Here is a 15653-nt window from a genome sequence, read left to right on the forward strand (position 1 = left end):
AACATACTAGATATGCCCATTTTATCTTTTTATTCTTTTTGTTGATTGCAATATCCCCATTTCTTCCCGATATTTCGCAACCGTTCTTCTTGCAATTTGGATCCCTTCAGCAAGTAAAATATTTGCAATTTTTTGGTCGGAATAAGGCTTTTTGATGTTTTCATTTTCTATAATTGACTTAATTTTTTCTTTAATCATAATAGTAGATTCCGTCGAACCATTATTCATTTTCAAACCGCGCATCAATAACATTTTTAAAGGAAATGTCCCTTTTGGTGTTTGAATGTACTTTTTGCTTATTGCACGGCTAACTGTTGATTCATGCACATCCATTTGTTTTGCCACGTCTTTCAATCTTAGCGGCTGTAATGCTTTCAAACCATGCTTAAAGATTGCTTGTTGTTTTTCCAATATAATTTTTGTCACTTTATATAGTGTTTCGTGTCTTTGTTCGATTCCCTTTAGTAAAAGCATTGCATCCGAAAATTTTCCTTTTAAATATCCTTTTACATCTTCATTCGTTTTCATTAACTCATCATAATAAGTATTAATCGAAATTTGTGGTAAGTAGCTTTCGTTAATACGAATAATATATTCTCCATGGAATTCTTCTACTATAATATCCGGGATGATATGTTCAGTCCGAACCGTATCAAATTCATTCGCTGGATATGGATTTAGCTGTTGAATAAATGAAAAAATATTTTTGACCGTTTCTTCAGGAATTTGATATTGTTCAGCTATATGTAGGAATCTTCTATCTGCTAATTCTTCCAAATGTAGTTGTACAAAGACCTCTGCTAATTCCGGGGCATTCTTTTGGTGTTTTATTTGTAATAATAAGCATTCCTTTAAATTTCTTGCGCCTACTCCATACGGTTCAAAGCCCTGTAATATGGTGAGCAATTCTTCACATTTTGAAATCGGGACAGTAAACATTTCAGCTACTTCATTCATATCACATTCTAAATAACCGTGGCTATTTAAACTATGAATATAAAATAAAATAATTTGCCTTTCCAATGGTGTTAGATTTTTAACCATAGACAACTGCCCAGTCAAATATTTTTCTAAAGATTCCTCGGTACTTCTTAATAGATTAAGAGAATCAAATTGTTCATGTTCAACAGCCTTTGATTTTTCATATTGATTACGATCTAACCGGGCTAACTCGATGAATTGTTTTTCTTCAGAAAGAGGGGCCTCTGCTTCTAAAACTGGATTTGCATTTACTTCATCATGTATATAATCTACGAGCTCTTGCATTGAATATTTTAATATCTCTAAAGAATGCTTTTGTTGTTGATTTAAAATATATTTGGTTTCAAGCTTTTGTTGTAAATTCATTGATAAAGCCACATTTACGCCCCCTTTCCAATATGTAATTTTATTACAATCGAATATTTAATCGCTTCATACGATACTGTAAGCTTTGTCTACTAATTCCCAAGCTCTTTGCAGTATTTGTAATGTGATTTCCATTTTTTATTAAATTTTGTTCGATGTATTGTTTTTCAAATAGAGCAAGTTGCTCTGTTAAATTTGTATTTGTACTCATTTTGTTGGATTCAATAAAAGGATGAAGTGCAACTTCTTCTTCTGACTCACTTCTTCGATATTGATACGGTAAATGATGCATTTCAATCCTGTCTTCATAATTTATTAAATTCATCGATGCTTCGATTACATGTTCTAATTCACGAACATTTCCAGGCCAGCTATGAGACACAAAGAATTGTAAAACTTCTTTTGATACGCCCTTTACATTCAATTTAAATAAATCATTATATTTTTTAATAAACTCATCAACTAATAAAGGAATATCTTCTCTACGCTCTCGAAGCGGTGGAATCAATAACGATACAACAGCCAACCGATAATACAAGTCTTTTCGTAAATGATTATTAGCAACTGCATCTATTGGATCCTCATTTACCGTTGCGATAACACGAACATCCACTGGAATTTCTTCTGATCCTCCAATTCTTCGTACTTTTCTTTCCTGAAGAACACGTAATAACTTTGCCTGTAGTGCAAAATTTAGCGAATTCAGTTCATCCAATAATAGTGTCCCACCTTGAGCAAGCTCAAATAACCCAGGATTATCGATGGCTCCTGTAAAAGAACCTTTTGTCGTACCAAACAATATTCCCTCTATTAAGGAATCTGGTAACGCTGCGCAGTTTTGCGTAATAAAAGGTCCTGTTGCTCGATCACTCTCGGCATGAATACTTTGCGCGAATAACTCTTTTCCCGTCCCTGTTTCACCAATTATTAAAACGTTAGAATTTGTTCTAGTTGCTCTTTTTGCAAAGCTTTTTACTTCTTCTAACTCATGACTTTGACCGATAATTTGTTGAAACGTAAAATCCGTTTTCGTTTGCCTTACTTTTTGCCGCATTAATCGTTCCATTTTCGTTACGTCTGTTGCAATTTCCACCGCACCATAAATGTTACCTTCTAGTTCTATTGGAAAAGTATTATTTACTGTTGTAATTTCAACACCGCGATTATTAAAATAGGTTTGTTTCACATTAACGATTTCTTCGCCATTCTCTAGAGATTTTAGTAAGGTACTGCTTTGATTTTCTTGGAAATGAAAAACCTCTCGGACATCCTTGTACAACACATCTTCCTTTTCCATAGCTTCCATTTCGCACATTTTATTATTATAAATAATCGTTTTTCCATCTTCATCCACAGCGTGAATACCAACACTTACACGATCAATAATTTCTTCATAAAGCTTTGTTAGGATTTTTTGATTCAAAAACTATCACCTCTACTCCATCATAACGCAAAAAAATTTGGCGAAAAAGATTAATTGTTCAAAAATTTTGCGCAAAAAGATTTTTCTAACCCATTACTTAAGCCGAGATGTCACCATTTAAAAGTTGGCATGAAAATTGCTATATATTTTATAAAGTGTAACTGAAAAATGACTTATAGAATAGTATATATTTCTTTCAATGAAGTGTTTTTACTTACTCTTTGGAAATACTAAAATGTCGCAAGGGTAATTTTATTAATTTTGTATTTAATTTTACTCATCATTTTCAGATACGAATAAAAATTTAGGAGGAATTTTATATGACAAACGCAACATCATCTAACTTAATTGAAAAAACGGACAAATTCGGTGCACATAACTATCATCCACTACCAATTGTTGTTTCAGAAGCTGAAGGCGTTTGGGTAAAAGATCCTGAAGGCAACAAATATATGGATATGTTATCCGCATATTCTGCCCTTAACCAAGGTCATCGCCATCCAAAAATTATTAAAGCTTTAATCGATCAAGCAAACCGTGTTACTTTAACTTCTCGTGCATTTCATAATGATCAGCTTGGTCCTTGGTATGAAAAATTAACTCAAATGACTGGCAAAAACATGGTTTTACCAATGAATACTGGTGCAGAAGCTGTAGAATCAGCAATTAAAGTTGCTCGTCGTTGGGCTTACGAAGTAAAAGGTGTTGAAGATAATAAAGCTGAGATTATCGGCTGTAACGGAAACTTCCACGGACGTACAATGGGCGCTGTTTCGTTATCTTCAGAAAAAGAATATCAACGCGGTTTTGGACCAATCTTACCTGGATTTAAATTAATTCCTTATGGTGACGTAGAAAGCTTAAAGGCTGCTATTACACCTAACACTGCCGCTTTCATCGTTGAACCAATTCAAGGTGAAGCCGGAATTGTAATGCCTCCAAAAGGCTTCTTAAAGGCAGCAGAGCAAATTTGTAAAGAAAATAATGTATTATTTATCACGGATGAAATTCAAACAGGTCTAGCTCGTACGGGTAAAATGTTCGCTCACCAATGGGATGATGTAACACCTGATGTAATCATTTTAGGGAAAGCTCTTGGCGGTGGCGTAATGCCAATTTCAGCTGTAGTTGCAAACAGTGACATCCTTGGTGTACTAAACCCAGGTTCTCACGGTTCTACTTTCGGTGGTAACCCTCTTGCTTGTGCAGTTTCATTAGCTTCTTTAGAAGTACTGGAAGAAGAAAATTTAACTGAACGTTCTTTAGAATTAGGTAACTACTTCCAAGAGCAGCTTCGTGGGATTAATAACCCAGTCATTAAAGAAGTTCGCGGTAGCGGATTATTTATCGGGGTGGAATTAACGGAACCAGCTCGTAAATATTGTGAACAGTTAATGGAAAAAGGCTTACTTTGTAAAGAAACTCATGATTATGTTATCCGTTTTGCACCACCATTAATTATTTCTAAAGAAGAAATTGATTGGGCATTAGAACATATTCAATCAATTTTTGCTTAATATTTTCTTAAGTATTAATTTGTAATATAGGTGAACTATAGAAAAAAGCCGAAGTTACATTGAGCATTACTCAATAGCTTCGGCTTTTAAAATAAAAGGGAAATACCTTCTATGTTGTTTCGTGCTTTTATGATTTTTACTAAAAATTCATGTTCGTTAGTTTTTCTTAATGGTAATAGTCCAAGTTGCAGTATCGATTTGTTCGAAATTTGTTACTGAATGCCCCGCTTCTGCAGCCCAACGTGGAATAGATTCTGTACCTTGCGTACAGTCAAATTCTACAATGAGTTCATCTCCTGAATTTAATTCAGTGATTGCTTCTTTTGCTTCAATTAAAGGGAAAGGACATACCATTCCTAATACTTCTAGCTTTTTTTGCATTTCTATTTTCCTCCTTTATGTTGTTGGTACACTTTGAAGTTTTGTAGCCTTTGCTTTTTGACGAGGACGGACAAAAACAAAATAGCTAGCAGTCCAAGTGCCTAGTATCATAAATGCAAGAGCAATCCATCCTTGCCATGTCATCATCGCTGTCATGACTAAACCATTACCAATTGAGCAACCACCAGCAATACTAGCACCGAAGCCCATTAAATTACCACCGACGAAGCTATTAATACCTGTTTTCACATCAGGCATTCTAAAGCGAAATTCATTACTAGCTTTTGCAGCAATAAACGACCCTACGAAAATACCAAGTACTAAAAATACACCCCAGTTTAAAAAGCTATTATCGCCCGTTGTTAAATATTGAAGAATATTCGCTGAAGGCGTTGTAATACCTAATCCAGAAATTCGACCAGTTGCAACACTTAACGGCCAAGCCAGTATTGCAATAACCCCAACTAAAGTTGCAGTTACAAATGGATGCCAACGTTTCTCAAATAGAATATGAGCTAATCCAGTACGTTTTGGTTTTAATAATGGAATTGAAACTTTTGGTTTTGATAGTTGTTTATATACGATAAATAACACAATGGCAGCAAAAGGAATAATGATAAACCAATGATTTACCCCAAACGTTCCTGCAATAGAATTGGAAGGTAATTCAGAACCACTTTGTATTTTCTGATTTAATGGCAACAATACGCCCGTTTTCATAATTGCAGCCATTAGCATATAACCAGCTAAAGCAATCCAGCTCCCTATTAGTCCTTCTCCAGCACGATACCATGTACCTGTCGCACAACCACCGGCAAATATAATTCCAATACCAAAAATAAATGATCCTACAATAACCGCTACTATCGGAAGTGAGCCCGCAGAATATTCAAACACACCAAAATCTATTAGTAAAAACACACCAATACTTTGTACTGCAATGGCAATTAATAAGGCATAAAACATACGATTATCCTTTGCGATATACATATCACGGAAACCGCCCGTTAAACAAAATCGCCCTCTTTGCATTACAAATCCAAGTAATGCCCCACAAATCAGTCCTGTCAAAATCATATACGTCACTTTATTGACACCTCCATTTAATTCTTAGTAAATTGGTAAGGATATAATACCTTGTATTCAGGTAGGATTACAATAGTAAATATTTATCAAATGTTTACTAAATTTTTGATATTTTAATACTTTTATAGACAAACTTTCTTACCATAAGAACTTCATCGCAACTTTACCCTTATTAGGCTATAGTAATAATACAAAGATTAAAGGAGTACATATGATGATAAAAACCATTTACATCTCTGGTTATAGACCCCATGAACTAGGCATTTTCAATGACAAACACCCTGGCATTCCTATTATTAAAAAAGCGATTGAAAACGAGCTAAGAACCTTAATTGAAGAGGGACTTGAATGGGTCGTGCTAACAGGGCAACAAGGTGTTGAAACTTGGGCTGCAGAAGTGATACTTGAATTAAAGTCTGAATTTCCTCATCTAAAATATTCCGTCATTACCCCATTTTTAGATCAAGAAAAAAACTGGAACGAAATTAAAAAAGAAAAATATATTTATATAGTAAGTAAAGCGGATTTTGTCACAAGTGTTTCGAAACGCCCTTATGAGGCACCCTGGCAGTTTATTGAAAAAGACAAATTTATCATTCAACATACCGACGCTTTATTATTGATTTACGATGAGGAAAATGAAGGCTCCCCTAAATATGTAAAAAAGCTTGCTGAAAAATATGCTGAAAAATTCGATTATCCTTTACGAATTATTAACGCCTATGATTTGCAAGTTATTGCAGATGAATTGCAACAAAAGGATTGGTAATAAAATTTATAGAATTTCATAAGCTATTTAATAATTTCCTAAAAAATATTCTGACATTTATAACAAATTTTGTTATAATAGTCGAATAACTTAATTTTCCATTTATTTAAAGGAGTTGATTGGATGAAAGAATTCAACATTGTCAATGAATTAAAGCCAATTAATGTGTCTCACGATACTTATCGGCGAGAATGTAGTTACACTCGTGGAATTCATATTCCGGAAACTGATTTTATGGAAATATTGGATATGATGTCCCAAGATGTAAGATTATATTTTGAATTTCATAATCCCGGTAAACCCATCCAGCAAGGGACTTACTTAAATGGGCATGCAGGATTAGCAAAAACCATTGCTCATTATTATCAGAATAAGAACTCTGTCCGCGCAGATGGAATTAATAACGGCAAAGATTTTTACGTGAAAATCATTTAAAATTTCTGAGGTGAATATAATTGAATACCCAATAGGAACATCGCTTGTTCTCGATAAGCTAACGCTTTTTCGTTCAGGCGGTGTTTATTTTTTTTAAAGGTTTTATTTGACATTTCAATTGATAATGATTATCATTATCGTATAGAAATAAATTTTTGAGCTGTACCCCCCTATTTATATCTCTAAAATTTATTTCTCAAGTAAAAAGGAGTCTAATAATGCTTTTTTCACACCACTTGACTCCTTCATTGACTATTCGCGTCACAAGACGCATAATGGCTGTGACGCTTTTGAGTTACAGCCTTATTTGTTTTTATTCAATTCTTTTTTTGGGCATAACTTAATATAGTAATACTAAGGGAGTTGATAGAATGGACTATCGTATTGAAAAAGATACACTAGGAGAAGTACGTGTTCCAGCTGATAAAATTTGGGGAGCACAAACACAACGTAGTAAAGAGAATTTCCAAATTGGGCAAGAAAAAATGCCTTTAGAAATCATTCGTGCTTTTGCAATCTTGAAAAAGGCAGCAGCTATTACGAACAACAAGTTAAACAAACTATCAGAAGGTAAAACTAATGCCATTGTTACAGCTGCTGATGAAATTCTATCAGGCAAGTGGGATGATCAATTTCCACTTGTTGTTTGGCAAACCGGAAGTGGTACTCAATCCAATATGAATGTTAATGAAGTCATTGCCCACAGAGCAAATCAATTACTAGAAGAACAAGGCTCAGAAGAACGAGTACATCCAAATGATGACGTTAACAAATCGCAAAGCTCTAATGATACTTTCCCAACTGCACTACATATTGCTGCGGTTGAAATCGTGGAAAACTATTTAATGCCTCGTCTTCAATTATTAAAGGCTACATTAAAAGAAAAATCAGAGACATTTAATGACATTATTAAAATTGGTCGAACTCACTTACAAGATGCTACACCATTGACACTTGGTCAAGAAATTAGCGGATGGTACCATATGCTAGTAAAATCTGAGAAGATGATTATGGTCAATACACAATTTTTAAAAGACCTTGCAATCGGTGGTACAGCCGTTGGTACTGGTATTAATGCACACCCTAAATTTGGTGACATGGTCGCTGAAGAAATTAGCAATCTTACTGGAAAAGATTTTGCTTCGTCAGAAAATAAATTCCATGCATTAACAAGCCATGACGAAATTGTTACAGCTCATGGTGCTTTAAAAGCATTAGCAGCGGACTTAATGAAAATCGCAAATGATGTTCGTTGGTTAGCTAGCGGTCCTCGTAGTGGAATTGGGGAAATTACAATTCCTGAAAATGAACCTGGTAGCTCAATCATGCCAGGAAAGGTAAATCCAACTCAATCTGAGGCGCTAACAATGGTCGTTACACAGGTTATCGGTAATGATGCTACCATTGCTTTTGCGGCAAGCCAAGGTAACTTTGAGTTAAACGTATTTAAACCGGTCATTATTTATAACTTCTTACAATCAGCTCGCCTACTTGCAGATGCTATGAAATCATTTAATGATAACTGTGCTGTTGGCATTGAGCCGAATATGGAAGTATTAGAACGAAACTTAGAAAATTCCTTGATGTTAGTAACTGCTCTGAACCCTTATATTGGCTATGAAAATGCGGCGAAAATCGCGAAAAAAGCACATAAGGATGGTTCTACTTTAAAAGAAGCTGCCCTATCTCTTGGGTTGTTAACAGAAGAGCAGTTTAACGAATATATCGATCCTAAGAAAATGATTTATCCAAACGCTGAGTAAATAGATTTAAAAGTTAACCAGGTTAGGAAAACCTTATGTTTTCCTAACCTGGTTTTTATATTTAGGAATCAGGGATTTCTTGAAATATAGGGTGATACTCACTTATTTTCTCTATAAACCTTTCAAACCGCTGCCTACTGGTATCGTACCTCTCCCATTTGTTTTTAATATATAGATTGGCCTGCAAGCTCCATATCTGATACGATCTCGCTTATTTCATCGAGGGTTAAATTTGAATCAATCAATAGAATCGAATAATTTAAGCCTTCTTCCTGCCAGCTCAAGGAACGGAAATCATTCATTTCCATATAGAAGCCTTCCTGATTTCGAACCTTCACTTTTTGTTCACCGGGAATTATCTCTACTTCCTCCCCAATTTCCTCTGGAGATTGAAACACCGTCATCGAAAGGTACGGTAAACCATCCTTTTGATAATCAATATTTACTTCGTTTCTATTAAACTCTCCCTCTAGTTCAACCACCTCAATCCTTGAAATAGTAAGGCCGTTCTCCTCTTTCACATAAAGAAATGGTTTCTCTATCTTCATAACCGCTTCCTCAAGAGTAACTTCTTGCGCATCACTTACTCCGAGGAGATCTTGGATTTGAACATCATCCGGTAATTCAAGCTTAAAAGTATCTTCCGGAATATCAGCATCAAGGTCAAGTTTGGTATAGGTCAATTCCACCTTAAAGTCTCCAGAAGAAGAAATTGATTTTAACACCAACCAATTCTCCTTATCCACCCATATCTCTTGATCGCCTAGCAAACTATTATGTTCCTTTGCAGTTGCTTTAAGGTGATACGTTGTGCGACCAATAATTTCTTCCTCTCCTTCTGCCGAAATCTCATGGGTATTTTTAATAATAGACAATACTTGTTCAGCCTGCTGCTTAGGTGAAACTTGGTTAAGTGCAAGTAACTCTTCATCTTCGACCATAAATGCCTGCTTTAAATCAGGTTGATAGCTAATAAGCTTCTTTCCATCATTTATCGTAATGTTATATTCACTTCCATCTTCATTTTTAGTTTCTATCTTTCTTTTCCCATCACTAACCCATTCCTTTAAAAGGATTTTTTCTTCTTTACCTGCTTCCCCAATCAAGGACATTTCTACTTCAGCATAATAGTTAACTACTTCTCTTTCCTCTTTTAACGCATTATTAATCACCTGTTCTGGTGAATATTGATTTGCCAACTCCGAAGAGCATCCAAAGGTTCCCATCATAACTATTCCTAAAAAACCTATTGTTTTGAACGCACTAGCTATCTTCATCCTTCTCACATCACTTTCTACTTTTTTGGTATTCTACAAATTACACAAGTGCCTACTCCAGCCTTTGAATAGAGCTGAACGTCCCCCTTATGTTTTTCAATAATTTGCTTTGTAATGCTAAGACCTAATCCTGTTCTTTGAGAATCACTTTTACTTCTGGCTTGATCCACTTGAAATAGAGGGTCAAATACGTAATCAATTTTATCTTTAGGAATTCCGTCTCCTTCATTTTGCACTATGAGATACACGCTTTCCTTATCATAAAAATCGGCTCTTTTTAGAACAAAATCAAACAACCATTCCACACTAGGTGTTTGTCCAAAGGAGGAAACACCCATCCAAATTCTCCCACCAGTCGGCGTATGAGAAATAGCATTGCTCATCAGATTGTCACAAACTCGCATTAATTGTTTAGGATTTACTTGGTAATTCCCGATTACATTACTAGAAACATTTAAACGAATTTTCTTTTTTCTGCAAAGGGGCTCATAATCTGACACTAGCATTTCAAAGAATTCGTTCCCCTCCACCTCTACGAACTCCATCTCATAGCTCGGGGATTGTAGTAAGGTATACATGAGTAAATCATCAATCATCTGTTTCATATATTGCGCTTTTTCCATGATGATTTGACGATACTCATCCCGTTCCTTGATCGTTAATTCTCTTTCTGAGAAAAGAGACTCCGCATAGGCGCTAATAGAGGTTAGCGGTGTTTTTAAATCATGGGAAATCGTTGCAATCATGTATTCCTTTTCTCGCTGTTCCTTTTCAATGATTTCTCGGGCTGCTTCTATTTCTTCTCGCATCTTGTAAAAATGTGAAGTCAGCTCTCCAATTTCATCCTTTCCGGTTGGAAGCTCTGAAACTTTCTCCTGCCTTGCAAAGGCCGTCATTTGTTTCATTAGCTGATACAGTCTTTTAGTTAATTTTCGATTTACTAGAGATGCAACTGTTATGAAAATGATTAAAAATATAGCAATAAATATTCCAATCATTACCCAGCTTCGGGTCGCAACTCCCTCCATCCACCGATCACGCGCTAGCTGAATCTCGTAAAACCCTACTAGCTCATTCCCAGATAAAACGGGTTGCTTATAACTATAGGCCCGATAACCTTGTTCTAAAGAATAAAGATTTTTATAAAGAGTTTCTTTTGTTAGTCCATATTGCATAGAGGTAACTGTTGGATCAGATGAATATAGAACAAATCCATCATGATTGTATAAAGTAATCTGTACTTCATTACTTACTATTTCCTCTACGTGGGAACGTTCAGCACCTGGTTGATACAATATTGGATCGTCTAAAATAGAGGTGAGACTTTGTAATTTTATGGAGGCAGCAAAATATTCCTCAACCTTCTGTTCATTATTGTAGGATTGAATCCACGCGAATAATAGATAAGCTACCGCCAATGGTAGGACCATAACAATAAAATATAATAGAAGTAACCAATGCTTTATTTTCATGATGGATCTCCTATAAACCGATAACCTTTACCCCAAACCGTCTGAATAAAATATGGCTTTTTAACTGGATCAGCGAGTTTTTCACGTAACGATTTAATATGGACGGTTACGGTATGAGTACCTTCCATGTCCGACTGCTGCCACACATGCTGATACAATTCCTCCTTTGAAAAGGTTTTCTGAGGGTTTTGAGCCAATAATTTCAGAAGCTCAAATTCCTTTGATGTTAAACTAATTTCTTTTTGATGAAGCATGACCTTTTCTTGCTCCCAATAAATGACTAAACCGTGCAAATATTCGACCCGTTCAATAATTGTTTCTTCTATTCCTTGATATCGTCGCCATCTTCGCAGCAATGATTCTACTCTTGCTTTAAGCTCTACAAGACTGAATGGTTTAGCTAAATAATCATCTGCGCCTAGTTGGAGCCCTTCTACTTTGTCTTCATCCTCTTTCCGCGCACTAATAATCATGATTGGGACATCACTTTTCCAGCGAATATTCTCACAAAGTGTAAGACCATCCATTTCAGGAAGCATTAAATCAACCAATATCACATCATAAGCGCCTTTTTGAAAATCCTCTAAGCCTTCTAAACCTGATGTTGCCCATGTAACTTCGTAGCCATCTCGTAAGAATGTATCTCGTACAACACGTGCAATACCAGCATCATCCTCAACAACCAATATTCTTGCTTTCATATCCCTGCCCCCTGTTATCAATGTATCATCTAAACTTTTTATATTTTGAAACTTTATAAATTCTTTATTTTTACTATTCTCGGAAAAATTTCTTCCACTTTATATATCGAATAATGCGGAAACAAAAAAATGCTTTTATATATTTAGCAAGAAAAATCGTAAGCTATCATTAGGGTATCACACATTAAATGTTTTTAATGAGACGCGTATGGGGACGTATCTATTCAAGCTTGCAAATGTTTTTAAAGATAAGATCATTGTGGCTTTTCAATAGGAGAGGGAAATTCGTGGTATATAAAAAGAAGAACCTCAGGTAGCCTTAAAAACTTCCCCGAGATTCTCCTTTTCTTTTATTCTGCTTCTATCGGTTTTGCATGCATGGAATCAACCTTTTTCGGTCCTATCATATTAAATAAAATATTTAATTAAATTTACTTTAACTAAATCTAATGAATTTCAAAAAGCTTGATTTAACACGGTTTATCTCAATACCGCATGCATTTAACTGCAACAAACTTTAAGTAAAATGACATTAACTTTTTCATTTGGTCACTTTTTAGTCACCTATTTTAAACAGACAACTATTTTCGGTTGTCTGTTTTCTTTTGCTTTCATTTGCTATAATTAACCAATATATATATAAAAAGGAAGTGCATAAATGTTTTCGTTCATCGGATTTATTGGACTGATGGGTACCTTACTTGGTATATGGTATTGTATAGAGCATAAAACGAAATTGAAACGAGGAATAATTTTATCTGTAATTTCCGTAATAGTCTGCATAGCTGGATTCAGCTTTCATAATTTATATCCAGTTATTTTTGCTGAACAAATAGCCGCACAAAAAGAAGCAGATGAAAAAGCTAGAGAACTAGAAGAACAAGAAGATTTAAAAGAAGATAGAATGATAGAAGGTATAGAAAACATACTCTCAAGTGAGCAAACTATCAATAAATCATACGTATTTTTGAATGATGGCGAACTAACAGTTTCAGGATATTTTGACACTCATAATGGACTTGATTATTTGCAAGAATTAAATAGAACTATTTTAATACATGTAAAACATAGCGGCGTTGTTAAAAATGTAGATATTAGTTGGATGGCACCTGTATTAAATTTTTATGGAAATAAAGATGATACTATTGTAATGGATTTAGATATTTCAATGGAAGAAGTAAATAAGATTAACTTTTCAAATTTCGATTTGTATAAATTAAAATACTTAGCTAATTTTTATAGTTACACAAATGAAGATGGAGATTTGATTGATGCTGAATCAAATAAAGAATGAAAAACCAGGTCAATTTACGACCTGGTTGTTTTTATCTTCTCTTATAAATTTTTTAGCATAGTTCACTTGACGCTCAACATAAGGATGATCTAACTCGCCATCAATCACAAGTGCGTTGATATATCTTCTAAAACGAAATTAGGAATTAAGTTAGCAATTGAATCAAATTCTTCTAGATGTTTCACATTACCTTCGGATTGTTGAACATCGTTAATCAGATAAAACCGCCATTACTTATATTAAGTGAACTATATTTAGATTCATTAAACTGAAAGCTTGTTTTTAGTATCTCTAGGTGTTATTAGGAATTTTGATGTAATTATTGCAAAAAGAAATATTAGACAGAATGTATTTGTGCTGTTACTTGTAACTATATACGAATGAATAAGTTGCAAGTAAACAAATACATTTAAAATAAAGGATGTTAAAAAGCCTGCAATTGAAAAGCATGTTAAGTAATTACCCAACATTAGTCTTCTATTTTTAGCATACTTTTCATTCTTTCTTATGGTTAGTAAATGTTGTATTTGGAGAAATAAACCATACGAAATCAGCGAAATAAAAATGAACACTCCCAAAAATTCAATTAAATCCATTTTTTATCACCACCAATTATAAAAAGTTTTTCATACCTACGTCGTTAGCTATAAAAACAAATTTAAAATCTCATTTATATTATACAACTATTTTGTTAATATTCCAAAAACGTCTGTATTAATGCACAGGTGGAATCTTGAATTTTAATAGTACTTTTGAACTAAATCTAAATAATACTCATCAAAGTCTGTAGCGTCATTACTTAAAAAGTTATGGTTTTCTGATTTTAATATTCTGAGAATAACACTTCTATTAACTAACCAAAGAAAATTACAACTATCCTTTACTTCCACACTTATTTCACTACCAAAGTTTCATGTATTAATAATTCAATATATACAATTATTGCATTCTCCCTTAGGTATTACTAATCATTTTGTAATATTTTACAATCTATTACAATTTTTACCACCAACTTATGATACACTTTTATTAGCAAATAGAAACTTTCTGTTTGCTAAATAATCAATAAGGAGAGTGTTATTTACATGGCAAAAAACAAACTAGTAGTTTCTGGTGCATTAGCAAGTATATTAGTATTAAGTTCTGGTGTCGTTACTAATGAGGCTCACGCAAAGGAGTTGACTGAGACAAAAGAAACATTTTATGAGCAAATTACAATTAGTGAGTTAAGTAGCGTTCAAAAGTATGAATACAATTCCTTAATTAAAGAAGTATCAGCTATTAATCAATCAAGTAAAAGTCAACTCAATAAAAAGGAAGCCGTAGAAAAGCTTTTACAAAATGCTAATAAAGATGTAGTAAGAGCATATGCAAATCAAATTAATAAGGAAATTCAAGATACTATAAATAGTTTTGACCCAGTATCGTCTACTGAATTAGTAAATCAAACTTTTGTTCAAGAGAAAGTATTATCAGATGGTAGTAAGATTGTTTTAACAATAGAGGATAAGCCAGTTTTAGAACAAGGTCTGGATGAATCTGCAAGCATGGACTTTCAAATTTTATCAGAACAGGATACTTTAAATATAGGCTATGGTAGTCGTTATTTAACTTATACATTTCACTATTATGCTGCCGCATATCCTGATCCAACATTTGTTCTTACAACATACTATGATGCAGATAGGTATAATGGTTTAACAGGTACTTCAACCTCTACTGCTGGTACTTCAACTATTTTCCCATATAGTATCGCTACTCACAATCATGATATTATAGATGATCGAGCAGAAAGCGCTGGAACTTCAATTTCTAGTCAAGCTGACTTTACGTTAGCAGGTATAGGGTTTAACGGTATAGGTTTAATTCAGCTTGATATTACTTTAAGAACAAAAATTACACTAAATTCTATAGGTAGTACATCAGCAAATATTACTTATTATAGTAATTATGATTATTAATTAAATTGATTAATCATGATTTATTTATAGAATCCCCATATAGTTTTTATAAGTGATATATATTGGAGAAGAAAAAATCATACAAAAGTAAATTCCTTGATAATTGCATTAATAATAATTATCGTTGGACATACCTATTATATTCTATGTTTTATTAAATTCTAAAATTTTTGTTACTTGAGTTAATTTCATAATTCTGATACCTACGGTATCAAGGGTTCTAAAAC

General features: G+C 33.9%; 13 protein-coding genes. 6 read left to right on the forward strand and 7 right to left on the reverse strand.

The genetic code is table 11. The annotated features are described in order from the left end of the window. Positions 1-21 precede the first annotated feature (21 nt). Both rpoN and CD30_RS12410 read right to left on the reverse strand, forming a co-directional pair. Positions 22-1359, reverse strand: coding sequence for an RNA polymerase factor sigma-54 (gene rpoN / locus CD30_RS12405; RefSeq protein WP_036177419.1), 1338 nt, complete (start codon positions 1357-1359; stop codon positions 22-24). A gap of 31 nt (positions 1360-1390) precedes the next feature. Then, the gene (locus CD30_RS12410; protein WP_036177421.1) at positions 1391-2770 is read right to left on the reverse strand and encodes a sigma-54 interaction domain-containing protein; all 1380 of its coding nucleotides are present in this window, start codon (positions 2768-2770) and stop codon (positions 1391-1393) included. A 320-nt stretch (positions 2771-3090) separates the two neighbouring features. Here CD30_RS12410 and CD30_RS12415 point away from each other — a divergent pair, with 320 nt between their 5' ends. Then, complete coding sequence (locus tag CD30_RS12415) at positions 3091-4287, forward strand: ornithine--oxo-acid transaminase (RefSeq protein ID WP_036177424.1); 1197 nt, start codon at positions 3091-3093, stop codon at positions 4285-4287. A gap of 156 nt (positions 4288-4443) precedes the next feature. Here CD30_RS12415 and CD30_RS12420 read toward each other — a convergent pair whose 3' ends face one another. Together CD30_RS12420 and CD30_RS12425 are read right to left on the reverse strand one after the other, a co-directional pair. After that, positions 4444-4668 carry a sulfurtransferase TusA family protein gene (locus tag CD30_RS12420; RefSeq protein WP_036177426.1) on the reverse strand — a complete coding sequence of 75 codons (225 nt, stop codon included), beginning with the start codon at positions 4666-4668 and terminating at the stop codon, positions 4444-4446. A 15-nt stretch (positions 4669-4683) separates the two neighbouring features. Then, complete coding sequence (locus CD30_RS12425; RefSeq protein ID WP_036177467.1) at positions 4684-5745, reverse strand: YeeE/YedE family protein; 1062 nt, start codon at positions 5743-5745, stop codon at positions 4684-4686. A gap of 223 nt (positions 5746-5968) precedes the next feature. On the opposite strand from CD30_RS12425, the gene CD30_RS12430 reads away from it, so the two are divergent. The 3 genes from CD30_RS12430 (at position 5969) to fumC (ending at position 8721) form a co-directional block, all read left to right on the forward strand. After that, positions 5969-6523, forward strand: coding sequence for an SLOG family protein (locus tag CD30_RS12430; RefSeq protein ID WP_036177429.1), 555 nt, complete (start codon positions 5969-5971; stop codon positions 6521-6523). 123 nt (positions 6524-6646) lie between these two features. Further along, the gene (locus CD30_RS12435; protein WP_036177432.1) at positions 6647-6958 is read left to right on the forward strand and encodes a hypothetical protein; all 312 of its coding nucleotides are present in this window, start codon (positions 6647-6649) and stop codon (positions 6956-6958) included. 371 nt (positions 6959-7329) lie between these two features. Then, the gene (gene fumC, locus CD30_RS12440; RefSeq protein WP_036177434.1) at positions 7330-8721 is read left to right on the forward strand and encodes a class II fumarate hydratase; all 1392 of its coding nucleotides are present in this window, start codon (positions 7330-7332) and stop codon (positions 8719-8721) included. A 164-nt stretch (positions 8722-8885) separates the two neighbouring features. On the opposite strand, the gene CD30_RS12445 is transcribed toward fumC, so the two are convergent. From CD30_RS12445 to CD30_RS12455, 3 genes are all read right to left on the reverse strand, one after another. Beyond that, complete coding sequence (locus CD30_RS12445) at positions 8886-9920, reverse strand: LolA family protein (protein WP_235802055.1); 1035 nt, start codon at positions 9918-9920, stop codon at positions 8886-8888. Between the two features lie 95 nt (positions 9921-10015). Next, positions 10016-11470: a sensor histidine kinase gene (locus CD30_RS12450; protein WP_036177440.1), complete on the reverse strand. Its 1455-nt coding sequence runs from the start codon at positions 11468-11470 to the stop codon at positions 10016-10018. Further along, on the reverse strand, positions 11467-12171 hold the full coding sequence (locus CD30_RS12455; RefSeq protein WP_036177442.1) for a response regulator transcription factor: 705 nt from the start codon (positions 12169-12171) through the stop codon (positions 11467-11469). The genes CD30_RS12450 and CD30_RS12455 overlap by 4 nt, the downstream gene beginning before the upstream one ends. 658 nt (positions 12172-12829) lie before the next feature. Between CD30_RS12455 and CD30_RS12460 the strand changes: the two genes are divergently transcribed. Both CD30_RS12460 and CD30_RS12470 read left to right on the forward strand, forming a co-directional pair. Next, positions 12830-13465, forward strand: a complete 636-nt coding sequence (locus CD30_RS12460) for a hypothetical protein (RefSeq protein ID WP_036177445.1) — start codon at positions 12830-12832, stop codon at positions 13463-13465. Positions 13466-14550: 1085 nt separating this feature from the next. After that, entirely contained in the window at positions 14551-15426 is an 876-nt protein-coding gene (locus CD30_RS12470; RefSeq protein WP_036177448.1) for a hypothetical protein, read from the forward strand. Positions 15427-15653 lie beyond the last annotated feature (227 nt).

Source organism: Ureibacillus massiliensis 4400831 = CIP 108448 = CCUG 49529, assembly GCF_000772965.1.
GTDB classification, from domain to species: domain Bacteria; phylum Bacillota; class Bacilli; order Bacillales_A; family Planococcaceae; genus Ureibacillus; species Ureibacillus massiliensis.